This is a genomic window from Caballeronia sp. LZ065, assembly GCF_031450975.1.
Classification (GTDB): Bacteria; Pseudomonadota; Gammaproteobacteria; order Burkholderiales; family Burkholderiaceae; genus Caballeronia.
Genome location: NZ_JARUXV010000003.1, coordinates 1 through 19,745 on the forward strand (window position 1 = coordinate 1; position 19,745 = coordinate 19,745).

Genomic DNA, 19,745 nt, shown 5'->3' on the forward strand with positions numbered 1-19,745 from the left:
CCGTTGCGCCCAGTTCCGGCGCCGCGATCTTCGCGAGCGAGCCGCCGAATTTGCCTACCGCCGTACGCGCGGCCGATACGATCACTACGTCAGTCATTTTTTATCCTCGTCAAACAGTAATAGCGTGGATGCTTTCCCGGCCCATGATGAAACAGGCGGACTACAGCGTTACGCGTCCGGGCTGGATGAACGAAGCGTCTTCGGCCCGGACTCGTCAGGTTGATATGCCGTGTTCAGTGCGAAGCAATCATCCGACGTTTCGTCGAATGAATACGCGCCCGACATGCACGACGCCGATCAAACGCAACGTTTCGGCTTATGACTCGATGCCGGCAAGGGGACTGTTGCAACCGTTGCCAACATCGAAAGACAGACAGGTGGCGAGATGCGTCGATCTCGGAGTGCGCAGCATGGTCCATTTATATGGGCCTATTGGAGAATCTCTCAGGTTCAGCAACGACCTTCTCTGCAGCCGACGCCGTAAGAACACGCATGCGTGTTTTCATCCGCGCGGGACTCGCGCGTGCGGACATCAGGGCTTGTGGAAGTTATTCGATCAGGCACGGCTTGTGCGCCGCACCAATTAGGAATGATTCTAAACGCAAAACATACGTAAAAAATCTCATATTAGTAGGTAAAACCCTGATTTGGGTAAAAATAGTGCTATTGAAGATGCAAGAAAGGGCAGCTTTGCTCGAACGGACGTTCAATAATCATCCCATATGACGACGAAAATTGCGTGTTCAGCCTGATGAAAGGGGGACTGGAGAAACTCTGCCTGTCGTCTGCGCGCGCAAATCCGTCCAATTAAGATAAGCAGGCTAACGAAAATCTGGCCACACAACTTGTGATCACAGATGACGAGAAATCTTTCTCAATATATTGAAAGTAACTACCGGGTATAACCAATCAATATTTGAGAAATAATCTTTCTGATATTCTCGAAAGATGACGCCGTGATGAACGGATGATGATATAAATCGACGCCGGTAATGCGCGGCAAAATGCCACCGGCGCCTGAACCGTTCAAAGCGCCAATACCAGTTTCCCGCCTCGGGCGCGCGAACAGCACGCCATCATTCGCTGATTCGACTGACGCTCGCCTTTCGTCAGGACCACGTCGCGATGATCGATCTCGCCTTCCAGCACGCGCACTTCGCACGATCCGCACAGGCCTTCCTCGCAGTCGCTTTGCACGTCGATATTCGCGCGCCGCAGAGTCGTGAGCAGGGTCTGGTCGGCGGGGACGTCGAGCACCAATCCGGAATCCTTCAGTTCCACCTGGAACACGCGTTCCGTCGAGGGATCGAGTGTGCCGAGCTTCGACGTGAAGTGCTCGATCCGCAGCGCTTCGTCGGGCCATGACGCGCTCGCCGCTCCCAGCGCATCGAGCAGGCGCGCGGGGCCGCAGGCATAAACCTGAGTGCCTTCGCTGACCAAGAGCTTTTCCAGATCGATGCGCGTGCCCTCGTCCGACACATACACCCGCAAACGTCCGCGGTGCAGCGCCTGCATCTCGTCGAGCAACGCCATGGAGGCGCGTGAACGGCCGCTGTAATGGACCTCGTAGTCGAGACCGAGCGCGTGTGCGCGCCGCGCCATCGCGCTGATCGGCGTCACGCCGATGCCGCCCGCGATCAACACGAAACGCCGCGCGGTTTCATCGAGACGAAAATGATTGCGCGGACCGCGAATACGCCACTGCGCGCCGAGCCTGACGTTCTCGTGGACCCACGCCGAGCCGCCGCGCCCCCCGCTTTCACGCAGCACCGCAATCTCGAACGTGCGCGCATCGGCGGGATTGCCGCACAGTGAATACTGGCGCGAAAGGCCGATGTCGCCACAGAGCACGTCGATATGCGAGCCCGCCGTCCAGCGCGGCAGATCGCGCCCGTCCGCCGACGCCAGCTGCACGCGCACGATGCCGTCCGCGCAGGTATCGGCCGATTGGACGATCACCGTCCGGCTTACCGCATGCGACGACGGCTCGCCAATGCGCACCGCCACGCGCGCCTCGCGCACGGCAGGATTCGTGCGTTCGGGATTGAGCGCCGGATCCCATTCCACATGCAGATGCTCCGGCCCGCGAAACGACGTGTTCGGCACGTAGGTAAAGCGCTGCTCGACCAGACGCATGTGCGGCAGGCGGCGTGTGAGTTCGTCGAGGAAGATCTGCATCTCCATGCGCGCGAGATTCTTGCCCATGCATTGATGCGCGCCATAGCCGAACGTGAGTTGATCGCTGGCGTTTTCGCGGCGGATGTCGAAGAGATCGGCGTCGGCGAATTGATGCTGATCGTGATTCGCCGAAGACGTGACGATCAACAACTTCGATCCCGCCGCAATCGCGACGCCGCCGATCGTCACGTCTTGCGTCGCAAGACGCCGCCATGCCGCGACGGAACCGTTGTGACGCAAGCATTCTTCGACGGCATTCGGGATCAACGTGGGATCCTCGCAGATGTCGCGCCATGCATCCGGATGTTGCAGCAGCAGCTTGAGCGCGTTCGCGGTGGCGTTCGCGGTGGTCTCGTGCGCGGCGACGATGCCGGCCATCATCATCGAATGAAGATACGAGTCGGTGACCACGTCCGGCCGTTCCTTCTGCTTGCGGATGCCGTACTGCATCCAGCCGGGACCCGACGGATCCTCGCGCATCTTGTCCAGCACCTTGCCGGCGAACTGCCAGAACTTGCCGACTGCATGCGCCACTTCGACCTGCTCTTCGGGCTTCGGCCGTCCCCATGTGTTGACGGTGTGCGCAATCGAATAGCGGCGCAGCGTGTCCATGTCTTCCTCGGGCACGCCGAGGAAATGCAGCGCCACCGTGAGCGGCACTTCCCAGAGCATCTGGTCGACGAGGTCGGCGCGGCCGTCGTCGATGAAGCGGTCCACGTACTCGCGAGCGAGCGCGCGCACCATCGGTTCGTGATGCGCGAGCGCCTCGGGCGTGAACGGGTCCATCAGCGCGCGGCGACGCGGCATGTGCGCGGGCTCGTCCTCGTTCACGAGCGTGCGGTTGAGCGCGAAACCATACGAGGCGAGCACCGCGTTGGCTTCGGGACCGGTCGGCGTGATCTTTTCCAACGCGATGGACGGACTGAAGGTCCGGTTGTCGCGGAAGATGGCCTTGATGTCGTCATAGCGCGTGACGATCCAGTAACCGAGCCGCGGACTCCAGAACACCGGTTCCTGCTCACGAGCCCAGCGCACGTATTCCGGCGGGTCCTGGTTGTAGCCGTCGCCGAAGGGATCGAACTCGGCGGCTTGCGGACTCACTGGGCAGCCATTCGGCGCGCGGGCGTCGTCGTGCGCTTTGTCGTGCGCTTTGTCGTGCGCTTTGTCGTGCGCTTTCTCGTGATAGGGGCAGCGATCCGCGCCGGCCACATCGGTCATGCTTGTCTCCTGGATTTTTTTCTGTGTGACCGTAGTATGCAACGGCTCACCACTTCCAGCGCATCCCCGCTCCGCCCTCGATGGCACTGCGATGCCCGCCGCCCACGTTCATCGAATAAGCGAGGTTCGCGAACAGGCTGCCGCGTGCGCTGACCTTGGCCGTGATGCCCGCGCCGAACTGCGCGATGGTCGCGGAGACTTCGGTGGGGATCACGGTCGTGCCGGCGAAAGTCGCGGTGTCGGTCGCGCCGAAATAGCGCCAGAGATTGGCGCGGAGGTAAGGTTCGAACGCAGTGCCGGCGGCATCGAAGCGGCCGTAGAAGCGCATGCCGAGACGGCCGGTCAGCCCGCTGGCTTCGCTGAAGGAGACGGTCGAGATGCCGTCGTCGAGGTCGTTCAGGTTGACGTGCTGCCAGATCAGTTGCGCCTGCGGTTCGATGCCCAGTCCGGCGGGCAACGGAATCGGCAAGCCCGCTTCGAACGAGGCAGCGAACGCGTTGCCGTGCGTCGTCGCCCCGACGCCGCGGTTCGACTGTGGATCGACGGTGAGCGCGCTGCCGAGCAGAACGGTGTCCGTGTACCAGCCGCCCGGACCGATGTGCGTCCAGTAAAGGCCCGCGCTGTAGGCATCCATCGACAGGTGCCCGGCATCCGCGTTGGGAAAGCCGAGCGCAAGCCCGCTGATGTCGCCGCTCGCGCGCGCGAAGCCGAGGAAGAAGCCGTAGTGGTTGCGATGGTCGCCGGAGGTGGTGTCAGCATAAAGATCATGGCCGATCTGCACGCCGCCGATGCCGCCGCTGAATTCGGGATCGGCGGCGCCGCTGTTGTGCAGCGTCGCATGGCCGCCCCACGCGCGCGCCCACGCCGCAGGCAGCGCGCCGTTCTCCGTCAGCAACGCCTGATCGCCCTGGCGCTCGTGGAAGGTTCCAACCTGCTGGATGGCAAGTTCGCGCGCAAGCGGCGGGACCTCCGCATAGACCGGCACTTCCATCCGGTAGAGCGGTGTCGGCGCCGCGCCGGGCGAGGGCGGCGGCGGAAGCGCAGGCGTACCGGGCGCCGCCTGAGGGGCGGAAACGAGTGTGTCGGGAGGCGATGGACTGCCGGGGCTGCCTGGATTGGCCGGCGTGCCCGGTGTCTGCGGCGTGCCCGGTGTCTGCGGCGTGCCCGGTGTCTGCGGCGTCACCGGCGTGGAAGGAAGCGACGGCACCGCTGCAACACTCGAACGCAGATACCAGTTTTCCGACGTTCCCGCGCTCGCTCCGCCCTTGAACAGATAGTAAGTGAACGCCCCCGCCTCGAGCGGACGCGTCAAGGTGAACGCACCTGTCGACGTCGTTCCCCCGCTGGTCGCCTGCACGACGAGAATGCCGTCGTTGACCGTCGAGCCGCCCTTCCCGCCGACATTCGTCACGCCGATCGAAGTCGCGCCGCTTCCCGCGCCCTGAGCGATCACGAGTTTGTCGCTGGGCGCGCCGTCCGCGCCGAGAACGCTCTGCACGAGCAACCGGCCGTTCGCGCCGATGTAGTTGCCGTTCACGGTGAACGTGTCGCCGGTGCTCGCGCCGTTGTTGGTCAGGTCGATCACGCCCGCGTTGTTCAACGTGACGAGCCGCCCGGCGACGGCCGGCCGCAGCGCCGTGTCGCCAATACCACCTGCGAACAACGTGCTGGTTGCGTCAAGCGCGAGGGTGCCGGTGCCGGTCACGCCGTCGCCGAGCGTGAGGCCGTTCGCATCGAAGGTCAGTTGCGTGCCGTTGCGCGCGTCGATGGTCTCCCAGCCTGTGAAGCGCGAAATACCGCTCGCCTGCACGTTGTCGAGCGCGAGTGAGTCGCTTCCTGGACCGCCGTCGAAACGCGTGAGCGCGCCGAGCGTCGTGTCGTTCAGGTTCCGGATGATTGCGGCATCCGCGCCGTCGCCGAGCGACACCGTTCCCGAAATCGTTCCGCCGCTCCATGTCAGCGTATCCGGGCCGAAGGTCGTCGTGACGCCCATGCCGATGCTTCCGCCCGTGATGGTCAGCGCATTCGTGCCGCTGCCGAGATCGACCCGGCCGCCTATCGCTCCGCCCGACAGCGTGAAGGTGTCGTTGTTCTGCGCAGCGGTGACGTTGCCATCGACCTGTCCGCCCGACATGTCGAACACATTGTTGCCGACATTCAGGTCCACAGTGCCGATGCGCCCGCCCGTCATCCGCGCGATGTCGCCGTTCACGAAGACGCCGACAATCCGTCCGCCGGTCATCGTGAAATCGTCGCGCGTGTCGCCCTGATCGAGCGAGTCGACCTGGCCCGCTGTCATCGTGAACGTATCGAAGCCATTGCCCTGGCGGATTTGTCCCGACACGACGCCGCCATTCATGACGAAGCTGTCGTTGCCGGTGTCGGTGCTCACAGCGATGCCCGCCCCGCCCGCAATCGTGCCCGTATTGACGATCGACACGTTGATCCGCCCGTTCGCGACGATGCCCGCGCTGCTCGTTCCGCGAATCGTCCCGCTGTTGTCGATCATGGCCGCGCCGCCCGCGATGGAGACGCCGGTCGCGCCCTGGATCGTGCCGGCGTTGTTGATCGTGCTCGTGTTGCGCACGGTGACGGCGCTGCTTGAAGGGTTGAGGACCGCGCCGGGCAGCACGTTGATCGTCACATTGGCGCTGGCGGGCGCTGTGGCGATGGGCTGTGTCGACGGATTCGGGGCGCGCGTGTCGCACGTCGCGGTCTGGCCGGCGAGCGGAGCGGTGTTGTCACAGGCGCCATACGCCGACGCGACCCTCAGTACGCACGAGGCACCGAACGCAAGACACAGCGCACGCGCGATCGATGTCGAGCGCATGAATGGCGACGCACGAGGCATACGTCCTCCGGTCGTGCGGATCGCGCCATTGTTTCATTTGGCACAGCGTGTATGGCATTCGGTGCGCGGACTGCAACATTCCACTCAGAGTAGGTCACGTCGCGCGCATGTGCAACGCCTGCTGAAGACTTTGCGTGGAACCTTCAGACCGGCTTGCCTTCGCTCGTTGCCCAGTTGGGCATGAGCGCGTTGCTCGTCAAGGTTTCGTCGATGAGCTTCCTCGCCGTCTGCCGCCCCGCCACCGGCAAGCCTTGCGGATCGAGCACGCCGATCTGCACCAGCACCGACGCCTGATCCCAATAGATGTGTTCGTTATAGAGCTTGTCGCCGCGAAAGCGGATCACGGCGAGCATTGGGACTTCGAAATACTTTCCGGTGGGCGCGAGGCCCGGCAGCAGCCAGTCGATCTCGCGATCATGCGTCGCGCAGAACACGAACTCATCGACGACACGGTCCGAGCCAATCGTGCGCGACACCGGAATCAGCTTGGTGTCGGCGGGATTCGAGTGCACGAAGTGATGCGTGTAGAAGCGCTTCAGCTCGTCGTGCCCGACGCCGCCCGTCATGGTCGGAACATGATTGACGTAGGGTTCGGCGACCATCGTCGTCATGACGGACTCGACGTCACGCGTCGCGAACTCGAAGTAACAATGTTGTTCCCACAGCTGGTTCAGATCGAATACCGGAGCGAGCACCTTGCGCAGCATCGAGAGCGTGCGCGAATAGGCCATCAGGGCAGCGGGCTTGTCGTAGTGCGGATTGCCGGTATCGACGAAACCCGGCGCGCAGCCCGGATACACATAGCGTTCGATGGACGGCTTGCCCGTCAGCGCCGCCTCGCTCTCGCGCAAGTCGTACGCGGCCCGCTCGGGAAAATGGAAAACGATGGGACAGCGGATCGTCGGGATGGCGGCCAGGCAGGCCGCGAGGTCGTCCGGGTAGTAGCAGGCGGCGCAATCCACGTCGGCTTGCGCGGCAATGCGCGTCGCGAACCGGCCGCCGCGTCCGAAGCCGATGACCGCCACCTTGCCCGCATGCTGCGGCAAGGCGCGCAGGTTCTCGACGACCGCCGCGACGTTCTCCGCCGCCACGCCGCCCGGCAGCGGCTCGTGCGCGGGAAGGCGCGGCGCGAGCACGACGTAGCCTTCCTCGGCGTAGAGATCCGCGGTGCGACGGATGAAGTCGTCCACGCCGGAAGCATCGTGCAGCAGAACGATGCCCGGGCCCGACCCCGTGGCCGGATGCGTGAGGTAGGCGGGCATGGACGACCCGTCGCGAAGCGTGATGTCGATGAACGTGCCGCTCATGGTCTGCGTTTTCCCTCTATATGGAATAGGTTCAGCGCAGGATCGTGTCGGCGAGCAGCTTCACATTCAGCACGACGATCACGCCCGCGACAATCCACGCCAGCGCCCTGGTCCAGCGCGAAATGACGAAGACGCCCATTTTGCGGCGGTCGGAGACGAAACGCACGAGCGGAATGACCGCGAACGGCAATTGCATCGACAGGATTACCTGGCTCAGCACCAGCAACTGGCCGGTGCCCTTCTCTCCATACAGCGCCGTCACCACGACCACCGGCACGATGGCGATGGCCCGCGTAATCAGGCGTCGCGCCCAGTTCGGAATGCGCAGGCGCAGGAAGCCTTCCATCACGATCTGGCCGGCAAGCGTCGCGGTCACGGTCGAATTCAGGCCGGAAGCAAGCAGCGCGACGGCGAATAGCGTCGATGCAATGCCCAGGCCGAGCAGCGGCGACAGCAAGCGGAACGCATCGCCGATTTCCGCGACGTCCTCGTGACCGTTCGCGTGAAAGACGGCGGCGGCCACGATCAGGATCGCCGCGTTGATGAACAGGGCGAGCGTCAGGGCGATCGTGCTGTCGACGGTTGCCCAGCGGATCGCCTCGCGCCGCGCCTTCACCGATTTGCCGTAGGCGCGGGTCTGCACGATCGAGGAATGCAGGTAGAGGTTATGCGGCATCACGGTCGCGCCGAGGATGCCGATCGCCACATACAGCATCTCGCGGTCGGCAACGATGCGCGGCGTCGGCACGAAACCGCGCAGCACGTCGCTGAACGGCGGCGCGGCGGCGGCGATCTGCAACGCAAAGCACCCGGCGATCACCACCAGCAACGCGATCACGAAGGCCTCGAGCAACCGGAAGCCGCGGTTGATCAGCAGGAGCAGCAGGAAGGCGTCGAGTGCGGTGAGCAGCGCGCCCGCAATCAGCGGAATGCCGAACAACAGTTGCAGCGCGATGGCCGTGCCGATCACCTCGGCCAGATCGCAGGCGATGATCGCGGCCTCGCACGCGATCCACAACGCGAGGTTCATGGGCTTCGGATAGTGTTCGCGGCACGCCTGTGCGAGATCGCGTCCGGTCGCGATGCCCAGGCGGACGGCGAGCGCCTGCAGCAGGATCGCCATCAGGTTCGACAGCAAGATCACCGCGAGCAAGGTGTAACCGAAGCGCGAGCCGCCGGCGAGATCCGTGGCCCAGTTGCCCGGATCCATATAGCCGACCGAAATCATGTAGCCGGGACCGGCGAAGGCAAGGAAACGGCGAATCCATCGACCGCCGGTTGGAACGTGCACGGATGCGTACACTTCGGGCAGGCTGGGCCGCGCGTCGACATCCTGCTCCGAGGGCTTCGGCGTGTGGCGGACGGGATCAAGCATCGGCTCGCTTCCTCCGGGCGTGGCGGGTTGGACCTGCTCGAATATGCGCCGAGGCTTGGGGGCTGGCAAGCGAGGGGCTTTCGCCGGCCATCGGCATCGGGAAGCTGATAATCACACTTATCAGATGTAGCGATTTTTCTTGTCAAATTCGAAGCTGCTTGATAATCTCGCCGCAAATCACTGAAAAGAAAGGATAAATGGCCAAGAACACGCCCCCGTCTTGGCATGCTTCGACACCCGCCATCCCCCATCCCGGGCGGCTTCACGGACCCAGTCGGCTGACGCGCCAGCATTTCGCGCTGTATCGCGGTTATCTCGATGGCGTCGCCGAGGCGCAGCTTCACGCGTCTTATGGCGACGCAGGAACCGATGTGCGCATCACGCGGCGCCTCATCGAAGCGCTGCGCGATACGCTTTCCGTCCTGGCGCGCCGGGCGCGGGACACCGAGGCCGCCCGTCTTCTGCGGCTGCGTCCAGGCAGCATTCCGCTGTTTGAAACGCCGGCTGAGTCAGCGGCGCCTTCGCTCGAAGCATTCCGCGAACGGATCGATCCGGATAGCGTTTATGGCGAATCGGAATTGCTCGCGCTGTTCGAGGAGGCGTATCCGCCCGGCAGTTCGCCCGCGCTCGATCGTCGCGCGGCGCGGAACGCCAGGCTGCGGCGGCGTCAGGCGGAAGCGCTCGCGCGCATGGAAGCGAGCCTGGCTCAGGAGCCGCGGCCCGATCATCCCGTCGACGGCTGGTTCGAGCCGGCGGTCAGCGCCCGGCTGGCGGCGGCCGGGTTGATGACCGTCGTGGATGTCATCGAGCGCGTCGAGCAGCGCGGGCATCGGTGGTATGCGTCCGTGCCGCGGCTCGGGCCGAAGGGCGCGCAGCGGGTCGTCGACTGGCTGCGGCTTCACGAGCAGGCGCTTCAGTACTCGGTTTCTCCACGTGCGCTGTTGCCGCGCCGGCAGTGGCAGCCCGCGCCGGCAGGCCACGGAGAACACGCCCCGCTCACCCTCACGGTCTCGCCGCTCGAAGCGCTGCGGCTGCCGACGGCGCTCGACGGATCCAACGGGACAAATCGAGCCGCGACAGGCGCGCGTTTCGACACGGATATCCGGGCCATTTTCGCCTGGCTCGACGCCCGGTCCGCCAGTGAACACACGCGCCGTGCATACCGGCGCGAGGCCGAAAGGCTCTTGCTCTGGGCCGTGCTGGAGCGGGAGAAAGCGCTCTCTTCACTCGATGCGCAAGCGTGCGCGGACTATATCGACCGTTTTCTTGCGGACCCGCAGCCGCCGGCGCGCTGGATTTCCGAGCGGCGCGGCGAACGCGTGCTCTCGGACTGGCGCCCATTTGCCGGGCCACTTTCCGAGCGGAGCCGGGAAACCGCGCGCTCCATTCTCACTGCGATGGGCGAATGGCTCGTCGGCGAGCGTTATCTGGCCACCAATCCCTTTGCCGGCGTGGCGCGCGTCGCGACGCCGGCTGCTTTCGACGCCTCGGAGCGCACGCTCGATCAGGCACAGTGGCGCGGGCTGCTCGAGTCCGTTACGCGGACGGATTACAGCTTCCAGGAACATCGCGATCGCTTCGCCCTGCTGCTGGCATACGCGACCGGTTTGCGGCGGACCGAGCTGGCCGATGCCTGCACCGGCGCACTGAGCGTCGGAAGTCTCGACGGTGTGGACGGCGTCGTGTGGCGGCTCGCCGTCGAATCGGGGCGCGGGGCGCGTAGGAGCGTGTTGCTGCCGGCGGTCGTCGTCGAGACGCTGCGCGAGAATCTCGCGCTTCGCGGTTTGCCGGAGCCGCTCGCCTGCGCGGCTGGAACGCCCCTGCTCGCCCAGGCGCGCGGCGGTCGGTCCATCACGCCGGACGGCATCGGCAAACTATTCAAGGGAATTTTCTCCCGGGCGGCCGCTCAGGCCGAAGCGCGCGCCGCCGGTAGCGGACGCGCCTTGCAGGGCGCGAGCACGCACTGGCTTCGCCACACGCACTCAACGCACGCGCTCAGTCACGGCGTTCATCTGCAGGAAGTCAGCGTCGGGCTAGGCCATGCGAGCCGTTTCACCACCGCGCTCTACATCGAACACGACGATCCTCGCCGTCTCCTGGGACTGGAAACGCTGCTTCGCAACCTGTCCGGCGGCCGGTAAACGGAGACGGGGCGCGATTTCGTGTTTACTCGGGCGACGGACGTTGTAAAAATGTCCGCTGCGGGCGTTCAAGTACCTCAGAGTTTACTTGAGGTTTACCGGTTCGACGTTTATTCTTCGGTTTGCAGCTTGTTTTCCACAAACCGAAGAATTGTTTGCTTACCCAGGCCCGCCAGTGATGCGAATTCCATGCTAAGCGCTCGGCTTCCCGAAGTCGATCAATCCGTTTCGATCGAAACGCTCTTGGGAGTGGCCGCCCAAGCCACTGACATCCTTAATCAGATCCGCGATGCAATGTTGGAGCCGTATCCGCGCAAGAGCGCGCCAACATTCACCAGCTCGCAGGTTGCGACGCTGTGCGGTGTCGACAAGCAGCGCTTCCAGTACCTGACGACCAAGGGCGACCTGCCCGCCGGCACGTCTAAAGGCGCCGGACGAAGCAAGGAGTTCACGCTCGAGGAGGCGCTCACTTGGATTCGTTCGACCAAGGAGCGCGTTCGGCGGCCCGATGGGAAGCGCGGGCGAATTGTCACGGTCGCGAATTTCAAGGGTGGCGTCGCCAAAACCACGACCGCGGTATCGGCAGCGCAAGCGCTGACGCTGCTCGGGCGCAAGGTGTTGGTCATCGATTGTGATCCTCAGGGAACCACCACGCAGTTGTGCGGCTGGGCGCCCGACGCTGAAATTTCCGATGACCAGACGCTGCTGCCGCTGATCTATGGCGATCAGCAGACGCTTCAGTACGCGGTGCAGGAGACGTATTGGCACAACCTGGATCTGATCCCGGCTTCGTCGTCGTTGTTCGATGCCGAGTTCGAGATTCCGGCAAAGGTGCTGAACGACAGTACGTTCGAATTTTGGGAGATCGTCCGCAAAGGGCTGATGCCGCTGACCGAGGAGTACGACGCGGTCATCATCGATACGCCGCCTGCGCTCAGCTACCTGACGATCAACGCGCTGCTTGCGTCGGACGCGATCCTGCTGCCCTGCCCGCCCGAGGCACTCGACTTCGCAAGCTCGACCCAGTTCTGGCACCTCTTCGCGGACATCGCGAAGAAGCTGCCGGGCGTGCTCGAGCAGAAGCGCTTCGACTTCGTCAATGTGATCCTGACCAAGGCAAAGTCGGACGACGTCTCGCGCGTCGTGCGTGGCTGGCTGCAAAAAGCTTACGGCGACCGCGTACTGCCGTTCGAGATCCCGGAGTCGACCGTGCCGAAGGGAGCATCGGCTCAATTGTCTACGGTGTATGACCTTTCGAAACCGGATGGCAGCACAGCGGCCTACAACCGGTTCAAAGACCCGCTCGACAGACTCGCGGAACACCTCGACGCGCAATTCGTTCGCGCCTGGAATCAGACGGAGGTTTAAATGGGTATCGGGGACAGACTCCTCGCGAAGACAGCGAACATCGGCAGCAAGCCGGCGGAGACGTCACAACAGCAGCGGCCAGTCAACGCGGAGGCGCGCACTTCGCCGGGCCGACTGATGGATGCGCAGAATCGCATTAATTCGGCGCAGGCACGAATCAAGGAACTTGAAGTACAGCTCGAGGAACGCGCGGCGTTAGAAGTCCCGCTTGACTCGCTTGTCGAGATCGACGGAAGACGACGCAAACTGACCGCTGAGCAATATCAGGAACTGAAAAACAACCTGGCGCAGCATGCGCTCGCGACGCCCATTCTGGTGCGCGCGCTGCCCGATGCGCGCTACGAGATCGTTGCGGGACACAATCGGGTTGCCGCTTATCGCGACTTGGGCCGCACGACGATCCGGGCCAATGTGGCGTCGATCGAAGAGGGTGAGATCGAATTCGCCGCGTTCTTTTCGAACCTGCTTTCGCCGTCGCTCACCGACTTCGAGAAGTACTGGAACTTCAAGCGACTGCAGGAGTTGAGCGGGCTGACGCGTACGGAGATTTCAGAAAGCGCGGGACTGAGCAAAAGCCACGTCACGCGGATTTTTTCTTTCGACGCCCTTCCCGATGCGGCCAAGATGGCGCTCGCAGAGCGGCCTGAACGACTCGGAAGCAATGCCGCGCAGAAACTGGCGGCGCTGACGGAAGCAGGCAAAGCGGACAAGGTGATCGAGGCGGTGCGCCGCCTGGTTGATGACGAGTCGTTCACGCAAGACAAAGCAGTCTCGTTCGCCGCCGAAAAGCCACGCGTCGCGTCACCGAGCGCGACCGTCGTTCGCGCCGGCAGAAGGAAGGTATGCGAGGTGTCGACACGCAATGGCGTGGTGGGCGTCCGCTTCTTTGAGAAGGATGCGACAGAGGCGGAGCAGTGGGGGCAACGGATTGCCGAATTCATCAACCAGACGCTTCGCGACTCAGAGCACGATTAGCTCTAGTAGGTTTTCTTTTGAAATCAACGACTTAGTCAGATTCAGAGAGAATCAGCGCTGTGACTCTAGTAGAAACTCTTTAGAAATCAATGATTTGGCTATTCAGAAACAAGAGGTCGCTATGTAAATAGCAAACGCTAGAAAGACAAAAGCCTTCGGCGCCAACCGAAGGCTTTTGAATATTGGGCTTTACTGCAAGTCGCCCGGTCCGCTTCCCGACGCCAATCGGGTCACGAGTACGCACCTCGAAGTTTAGCGGAACGCGATAGGCAGTCAAGCGTTTGTCTTCCATTTTTCGAAATGGACGTACTTGATATGCGTATCGCGCAACATTCCGTTGCAGGCGAGGTGGTTGTTCGCCCGCAGAAATCCGAATTGCCCTCGGTGGAGCAAGATCAACAAGCACTCGACGAGTACGCTTGCGACCGCTCCAACCTTCCGTGGGTGATTTTCCGTGCCGCACATCGGGCGACGCACACCTCCGCTCTCCCCGCTCGTGCGCGAGCCTTGCTCGCTGCCCTCGCTCGCACCGTCGACGCCAGCAAGCCGTTTGCGGCCATCTTTGCCCGTCGCGAGTTGCTGACTGGCCGGGCGATGCAATCCATGCGGACGTTCTATCGCAGTCTCGACGACCTCGAATCCGCGGGTTTCATTAGCCGGCCGCCACAGATGCGCTACGGTTCCGCCGGACTCTTCGGAAGGGCATATCTGCATCTGACGTCCAGAGCAGCAAATCTGCTTGGTCTCGTGGAACCTGATGCCGACTCCGAATCTTCGCCGACTGTCCCTCGGATGCAGTCGGTTGGCACCTGCCCCGAGCTTTCTTTGGCACCGCCGTGTGCCACGCTGGCAGACGGAGCTATATATAAGGATCTAAACCCTACTCATCAAAAGAGACAACCAGGACGCATCCCCTCAGACCTTCAACGCCTGTTGCCGCTGGGATTTCGTGAATTCCTGATTTTCAAACTCATGAGCGAAGCGAAGCGCTCCGGGAAACTCCTCTCCGATGTCGTCGAAGCCAGCTGGCAACACCTGCGCCGGGCCACCCATCCGATCAGTTACCTGCGTACGCTGCTACGAGCACCGGTCGATTTCGCGTATCGGCTGCGCACGCAGCGCGCCGCTGCAGAATCCGACCAACAGCATCACGATCGCGCGCTGCACGTCGAGCGCACGGTCGTTCACCTCGCCGGACAGGCGTTCGCGAGCCGCGATGGAATGCGCACGTATCATGTGTCGACCGACGCCACCTCCGTCACGATCCATCATCGCGATGAAGCCCGTCCCCGTGTGCACGCCGGCAACTGGACTCAGGACTTCGTCGCCGCGATGGAAGCCGGGCGTATCGTCGCCATGGAAGCCGCGCACTCACTCCATGACACGCCGCGGTTAAGCACCTCCCCACAGTCGAAATCCGCTCCGTCTGGATCAGAACAGCACATGCGCGATCTCAGACAATTCCTCCGCTTGAAGCAAGCCGGAATTGCCCCAACTAAGACGGCGAGGGCAGGCATTGCACCCGTTGCATCATCCGCCTTGCTCGAAAGCGCTCGCAGGCCATTGAGCGAGCTTTTGCGACAAGTATCCAGCGTCGCCGTGCTTCAGCGTGATCCAACCCCATTTCAAACGCCCGTGGGGTTGACTCCCGCTGATCTTTAACCGATTTCCTTGCGACGTCAGGCGAAGAGGTCAGCCAAACGTCACCGACAAAAGTTTTCAGAATACCTGCTGCGACGCAACAGAAGCTGATACACTCTAAGGTTGCGTCTGAGAGGGCGTTTGAAAAGCGCGGCCGCACGTGAATGCGGTCTGCGTGTTTTGCTCGATGCGATTTTCAGCAAGCCGTCCGTGGTCGAAGCTGTCATCGAAATCATCGCGAGCCGTAACGCTCGCTCCCGGGGATCTGTCGTCGCCGAGCAAACCTGTCGAGGAGAAAGTATGGCAAGTTTTGATCGGGAAGATTCGGAGCTGGACATCGTCGCGCCGGCGCGCAAGTCGCCAGGACGACGGGCGAACAAAGGCAAGGGCCAGGCCGGCACGACGCAGCCCGATGTCGCAATGACCGCAGAGCAGAATGAAGAGCGTCAACGCCAGATGCGCGCGCTCATCCAGCTGGGCAAGGAACGCGGTTATCTCACGCACGCTGAAATCAGCGACCACCTGCCGGACAATTTCGCTGAAACCGCAGCGATGGAAACCATCGTCAGCACATTCAATGACATGGGCGTCGCGGTCTACGAGCAGGCTCCGGACGCTGAAACGCTGCTGCTGAACGACGCCGCGCCGAGCGTCGTCACCGACGAGCAATCGGACGAGGAAGCGGAAAACGCGCTCTCCACCGTCGATTCCGAATTCGGCCGCACCACCGACCCCGTCCGCATGTACATGCGCGAAATGGGCGCCACCGAGCTGCTCACGCGCGCGGGCGAAATCGCCATCGCGAAGCGCATCGAAGACGGTCTGCACGAAATGATTCAGGCCATTGCCGCCTGTCCGTCGACGGTCGCAAGCATTCTCGCGGACGCGGCGCAAGTCGAGGCGGGCGAGCTGAAGATCGACGACCTGGTCGACGGCTTGAAGGAAGAAGATACGGAGGACGCGGACATGTCTCCTTCCGACACCGCCGATTCAGCCGAAATCGATACGGATACCGATGAATCCGACGAAGATTCGGATGACGAAGATGATCTCGACGGTGACGATGCCGGCGCATCGAACGAAGCGCGCCTGAAGCAGCTGAAGGCCGATTGCCTCGCCATCTTCGCACGCGTCAGCGAACTCGCCGAACAGGCAAGTCATCCGAAGGGTTCGGGCGTGGTCGCGTCGAAGGGGGTGGAAAAGGCGCGCGCCGAAATCCAGCGCGAGCTCGGTTCTATCCGTTTCACGGCCAAGACCATCGACCGCCTGTGCGCCGACGTGCATCAGCAAGTCGCGCAGGTGCGTGAGATCGAGCGTCGCGTGCTGGCTATCGCGGTCGACCGGTGCGGCATGCCGCGCGAGAAGTTTGTCGAGTCGTTCCCGGGCCACGAAACGGATCTCGAATGGACCACGCGTACGGCGGCGGCGTCGAAGCATTATGGCGCGTCGCTCGAGCGCAGCTTGCCGGCCATTCAGGCTGAGCAGCAAAAGCTCATCGACATCGAAGGCATCGTGCAAATGCCGCTCAAGCAACTGAAGCAGATCAACCGTCAGATGACGGCTGCCGAGTTGAAGATGCGTCAGGCCAAGCGCGAGATGATCGAAGCCAACTTGCGTCTCGTGATCTCGATCGCCAAGAAGTACGTCAATCGCGGCATGCAGTTCCTGGATCTGATCCAGGAAGGCAACATCGGACTGATGAAGGCAGTGGACAAGTTCGAATATCGTCGCGGCTGGAAGTTCTCGACCTACGCAACGTGGTGGGTGCGTCAGGCCGTGACGCGTTCGCTGGCCGATCAGGCGCGCACGATCCGCGTGCCGGTTCACATGATCGAAACGATCAACAAGTTGAACCGTATTTCGCGCGAGATCCTGCAGCAGACCGGTCAGGAAGCGCATCCGTCGGTGCTGGCCGAGCGCATGGAAATGCCCGAGGAAAAGATTCGCGGCATTCTCAAGATTGCGAAGCAGCCGGTGTCGCTCGAAACGCCGGTCGGCGAAGATGCCGATGCAACCTTGGGCGACATGATCGAAGATCAGGGCGCGACGTCGCCGGCCGAGGCTGCGGTGCACGCGAACATGCGCGCCGCCATCGACGATGCGTTGAACGCACTCTCGCCGCGTGAAGCAAAGGTGCTGCGCATGCGTTTCGGTATCGATACGGCGTCGGACTATACACTCGAAGAGCTGGGCAAGCAGTTCGATGTCACGCGCGAGCGTATTCGCCAGATCGAGAGCAAGGCGATGCGCAAGCTTATGCATCCGAGCCGCGCCGACAAGCTGCGTCCTTTCCTGGATCGCTAAGCGCTCGAACCGTCCGGACTTCGGTCCGGGCAAGCCGAGACTGAACGCGTGCCGCCTCACCGGGCGGCACGCGTTTTTTTATGCCCGCAATCTCATCAGCCGTGCGCCGAACCCCTCGCGCCGCCAGGAGACGAGCATGATTCGAGCGCGACGATCGCCTTGTGAGCGAGGGTCAACGTCTCTTCGCATGCGTGCTGGTCGCGGAATCTGGAACAGCCGCCGCCCGCATCGACTTTGGCGACCGCATCACGCAGCCTGCCCAGCGCGGATTGCGGCGAGCCGGCGTCCCGGATGATCGAAGCGAGATCGAAGGCGCTGCCGGAATCCGTTTCGACATAGCCCGGACAGGGCGCCTGCGCGTGCGCTGCGATACCAATAAGTCCGATGGACGACAGCAGCACGAATCGGCGCACACGGCGTAGCGGCGAGAGCGTAGAGCGGGAGAGGGCGTTCATGGGTGTGTCCACCTCGGCTTCGGAAACGGATCAACGGCATTGCAGCGAGCGAGAAGACTTATCCCCAGAATCCGAGCACAAGCGTGTGGATATCCTGGGCATTCGTTGCGCAAGACGTTGACGCGCAAGACTATTCTTGCGACGTTTGAATCTTGCGCGACGGACGTCTGCCGATTGTGAACCTATTGTCCGAACCGTGTCATCCGCTTGGAAAGCGTCGCTTTCGACAACCTCCCGGTTAGTCCGAAAGCATTCTGAAAACGTCTTATCCCCGCTTCGGAATGTCGAGACCGCGTATTACGGCTGGGCGCTGCAAGAACGCGTCGAGGGCGCGCTCGACGTTCTTGAACTCGTGAAAATCAACGAGCTCGCGCGCCTCGTAGAATCCGACCAGATTGCGCACCCACGGGAAGATGGAAATATCGGCGATCGTGTATTCGTCGCCGATAATCCACTCGCGCTCTTCGAGTTGTCGATCGAGCACCGTGAGCAGGCGCTTCGACTCCGCGACATACCGCGCACGCGGCCGCTTGTCCTCGTATTCCTTGCCGGCAAACTTGTTGAAGAACCCGACCTGCCCGAACATCGGCCCGACACCGCCCATCTGGAACATCAGCCATTGCAGCGTTTCATAGCGCTTCGCGATGTCGTCGGGCATCAGTTGCCCGCTCTTCGCCGCCAGATAAACCAGGATCGCGCCGGATTCGAACAGCGGAAGCGGCGCGCCATTCGGTCCGTTCGGATCGATGATCGCGGGAATCTTGTTGTTCGGATTCAGCGAAACGAATTCCGGCGACAACTGATCGTTTGCGTCGAAACGCACCAGATGCGGTTCATAAGGCAGTCCGGTTTCCTCGAGCATGATGGAAACCTTGACGCCGTTCGGCGTCGGCAGCGAATAGAGCTGAATGCGCTCCGGATGCTGAGCGGGCCATTTCTGGGTGATCGGAAAATCGGTGAGCGCGGTCATTGAAAGTCCTCTGAGGGTCGAATCGCAGAATATAACCAAGTCGCTGGATTTCCGTTTCGCACCACTGTCGCGCGCAGGGTCATCGAACCGACATCTCCCCGCGCAAAAATTGAGGGATCTCGAACAGACTCGGCGTGTCGAAACGCAGATTCTGTCCAGACCTCGACTACTAAAACGATTGTAGGATTCACACTACGAGCACGAGGTCAGAGCGAAGCGCCCCGACAAAGAATTCAACCGATCAACAAGAAGCCATGCCCCTTGCGGGAAGCATGCAGCGCTGCGCAACGTGTGAGCCGATTCGCTGGCTCGCTTATTGCATCGATGCGGGTGCCCGTGCATCTGTGTTGGCCTACAAACCGATAGGTTTTATCGCTGCCATGAAAACCGCTCCTCTCGCAATGCTCACCGCATGCGCTGCCGTGGTCGGGGGACTGCTGCCCAGCCTGTGCGAAGCCACCCCGCTCGACAGTCAGCTCGACTGCAAATCCAGCGCGCACCGCTTTATCGCGCCGTTGGTCGCCGACAAATCCATCGACGCGCGTCCGATGCGCGTCGAATCCAACTCCGTCAACGCTTTCAAGCCGATGCAAGGCAGTCAGCTCACCGCTTACGGTTTCCGCGTCTTCGCCGTGCTGGGCTATCAGCAGGACGACGACATGTTCAAGCGCGGCAGCGGACAGCCGGTCAGTGATTCTTCATACGGCGTCGTGGTCCTCGGGGCCGCGGAAACGGTGGAGGCGAAGGTGCGGGAATCCGGCAGCACGGCCGTGGTGAAGCAAGTCGTGCCGATGCTGATGACCGCTGTTTTCTGCGACGGACGCGACGCGCACAACACGACGACGGCCGGCCCTGTCACGACGGAAGCTTCGCGTAATCGCTGAATCCGCTGGAACCGTGCGAACGCGGCGATAATGTTCTCCCAAATTCAGCGCGCAGCTGTTGCGCGCCCAACAACAGGA

12 protein-coding genes are annotated in these 19,745 nt (G+C 62.5%); 6 read left to right on the plus strand and 6 right to left on the minus strand.

The window, feature by feature from the left end; all coding sequences use genetic code 11:
• Positions 1-1,026 precede the first annotated feature (1,026 nt).
• From QCE63_RS20295 to QCE63_RS20310, 4 genes are all read right to left on the minus strand, one after another.
• On the minus strand, positions 1,027-3,396 hold the full coding sequence (locus QCE63_RS20295; RefSeq protein WP_309835519.1) for a cytochrome P450/oxidoreductase: 2,370 nt from the start codon (positions 3,394-3,396) through the stop codon (positions 1,027-1,029).
• A gap of 46 nt (positions 3,397-3,442) precedes the next feature.
• Entirely contained in the window at positions 3,443-6,247 is a 2,805-nt protein-coding gene (locus QCE63_RS20300) for an autotransporter outer membrane beta-barrel domain-containing protein (RefSeq protein ID WP_309835520.1), read from the minus strand.
• A 143-nt stretch (positions 6,248-6,390) separates the two neighbouring features.
• Entirely contained in the window at positions 6,391-7,554 is a 1,164-nt protein-coding gene (locus QCE63_RS20305; RefSeq protein ID WP_309835521.1) for a dienelactone hydrolase family protein, read from the minus strand.
• 31 nt (positions 7,555-7,585) lie between these two features.
• Positions 7,586-8,929: an Nramp family divalent metal transporter gene (locus QCE63_RS20310; protein ID WP_309835522.1), complete on the minus strand. Its 1,344-nt coding sequence runs from the start codon at positions 8,927-8,929 to the stop codon at positions 7,586-7,588.
• A 197-nt stretch (positions 8,930-9,126) separates the two neighbouring features.
• Here QCE63_RS20310 and QCE63_RS20315 point away from each other — a divergent pair, with 197 nt between their 5' ends.
• From QCE63_RS20315 to rpoD, 5 genes are all read left to right on the plus strand, one after another.
• Positions 9,127-11,070, plus strand: coding sequence for a phage integrase family protein (locus QCE63_RS20315; protein WP_309835523.1), 1,944 nt, complete (start codon positions 9,127-9,129; stop codon positions 11,068-11,070).
• 189 nt (positions 11,071-11,259) lie between these two features.
• A complete protein-coding gene (locus tag QCE63_RS20320; RefSeq protein ID WP_309835524.1) occupies positions 11,260-12,438 on the plus strand; it encodes an AAA family ATPase in 1,179 nt (392 codons plus the stop codon).
• Entirely contained in the window at positions 12,439-13,413 is a 975-nt protein-coding gene (locus tag QCE63_RS20325) for a ParB/RepB/Spo0J family partition protein (protein WP_309835525.1), read from the plus strand.
• A gap of 315 nt (positions 13,414-13,728) precedes the next feature.
• Entirely contained in the window at positions 13,729-15,075 is a 1,347-nt protein-coding gene (locus tag QCE63_RS20330; RefSeq protein ID WP_309835526.1) for a replication protein O, read from the plus strand.
• A 279-nt stretch (positions 15,076-15,354) separates the two neighbouring features.
• Positions 15,355-17,358 carry an RNA polymerase sigma factor RpoD gene (gene rpoD, locus QCE63_RS20335; protein WP_309835527.1) on the plus strand — a complete coding sequence of 668 codons (2,004 nt, stop codon included), beginning with the start codon at positions 15,355-15,357 and terminating at the stop codon, positions 17,356-17,358.
• A gap of 95 nt (positions 17,359-17,453) precedes the next feature.
• Here the strand turns inward: rpoD and QCE63_RS20340 are convergent, their stop codons facing one another.
• Together QCE63_RS20340 and QCE63_RS20345 are read right to left on the minus strand one after the other, a co-directional pair.
• Entirely contained in the window at positions 17,454-17,813 is a 360-nt protein-coding gene (locus QCE63_RS20340) for a hypothetical protein (protein ID WP_309835528.1), read from the minus strand.
• A 265-nt stretch (positions 17,814-18,078) separates the two neighbouring features.
• Positions 18,079-18,783 carry a glutathione S-transferase N-terminal domain-containing protein gene (locus QCE63_RS20345; protein WP_309835529.1) on the minus strand — a complete coding sequence of 235 codons (705 nt, stop codon included), beginning with the start codon at positions 18,781-18,783 and terminating at the stop codon, positions 18,079-18,081.
• 380 nt (positions 18,784-19,163) lie between these two features.
• Here QCE63_RS20345 and QCE63_RS20350 point away from each other — a divergent pair, with 380 nt between their 5' ends.
• Complete coding sequence (locus tag QCE63_RS20350; RefSeq protein WP_404990184.1) at positions 19,164-19,667, plus strand: hypothetical protein; 504 nt, start codon at positions 19,164-19,166, stop codon at positions 19,665-19,667.
• Positions 19,668-19,745 lie beyond the last annotated feature (78 nt).

Bases quoted from the DNA above. Each gene is read 5' to 3' on its own strand.
- QCE63_RS20320 (WP_309835524.1), top strand. From the start codon at position 11,260: ATGCTAAGCGCTCGGCTTCCCGAAGTCGATCAATCCGTTTCGATCGAA.
- QCE63_RS20340 (WP_309835528.1), bottom strand. From the start codon at position 17,813: ATGAACGCCCTCTCCCGCTCTACGCTCTCGCCGCTACGCCGTGTGCGC.
- QCE63_RS20345 (WP_309835529.1), bottom strand. From the start codon at position 18,783: ATGACCGCGCTCACCGATTTTCCGATCACCCAGAAATGGCCCGCTCAG.
- QCE63_RS20330 (WP_309835526.1), top strand. From the start codon at position 13,729: ATGCGTATCGCGCAACATTCCGTTGCAGGCGAGGTGGTTGTTCGCCCG.
- QCE63_RS20300 (WP_309835520.1), bottom strand. From the start codon at position 6,247: ATGCCTCGTGCGTCGCCATTCATGCGCTCGACATCGATCGCGCGTGCG.
- QCE63_RS20295 (WP_309835519.1), bottom strand. From the start codon at position 3,396: ATGACCGATGTGGCCGGCGCGGATCGCTGCCCCTATCACGAGAAAGCG.
- QCE63_RS20350 (WP_404990184.1), top strand. From the start codon at position 19,164: ATGAAAACCGCTCCTCTCGCAATGCTCACCGCATGCGCTGCCGTGGTC.
- QCE63_RS20305 (WP_309835521.1), bottom strand. From the start codon at position 7,554: ATGAGCGGCACGTTCATCGACATCACGCTTCGCGACGGGTCGTCCATG.
- QCE63_RS20315 (WP_309835523.1), top strand. From the start codon at position 9,127: ATGGCCAAGAACACGCCCCCGTCTTGGCATGCTTCGACACCCGCCATC.
- rpoD (WP_309835527.1), top strand. From the start codon at position 15,355: ATGGCAAGTTTTGATCGGGAAGATTCGGAGCTGGACATCGTCGCGCCG.
- QCE63_RS20325 (WP_309835525.1), top strand. From the start codon at position 12,439: ATGGGTATCGGGGACAGACTCCTCGCGAAGACAGCGAACATCGGCAGC.
- QCE63_RS20310 (WP_309835522.1), bottom strand. From the start codon at position 8,929: ATGCTTGATCCCGTCCGCCACACGCCGAAGCCCTCGGAGCAGGATGTC.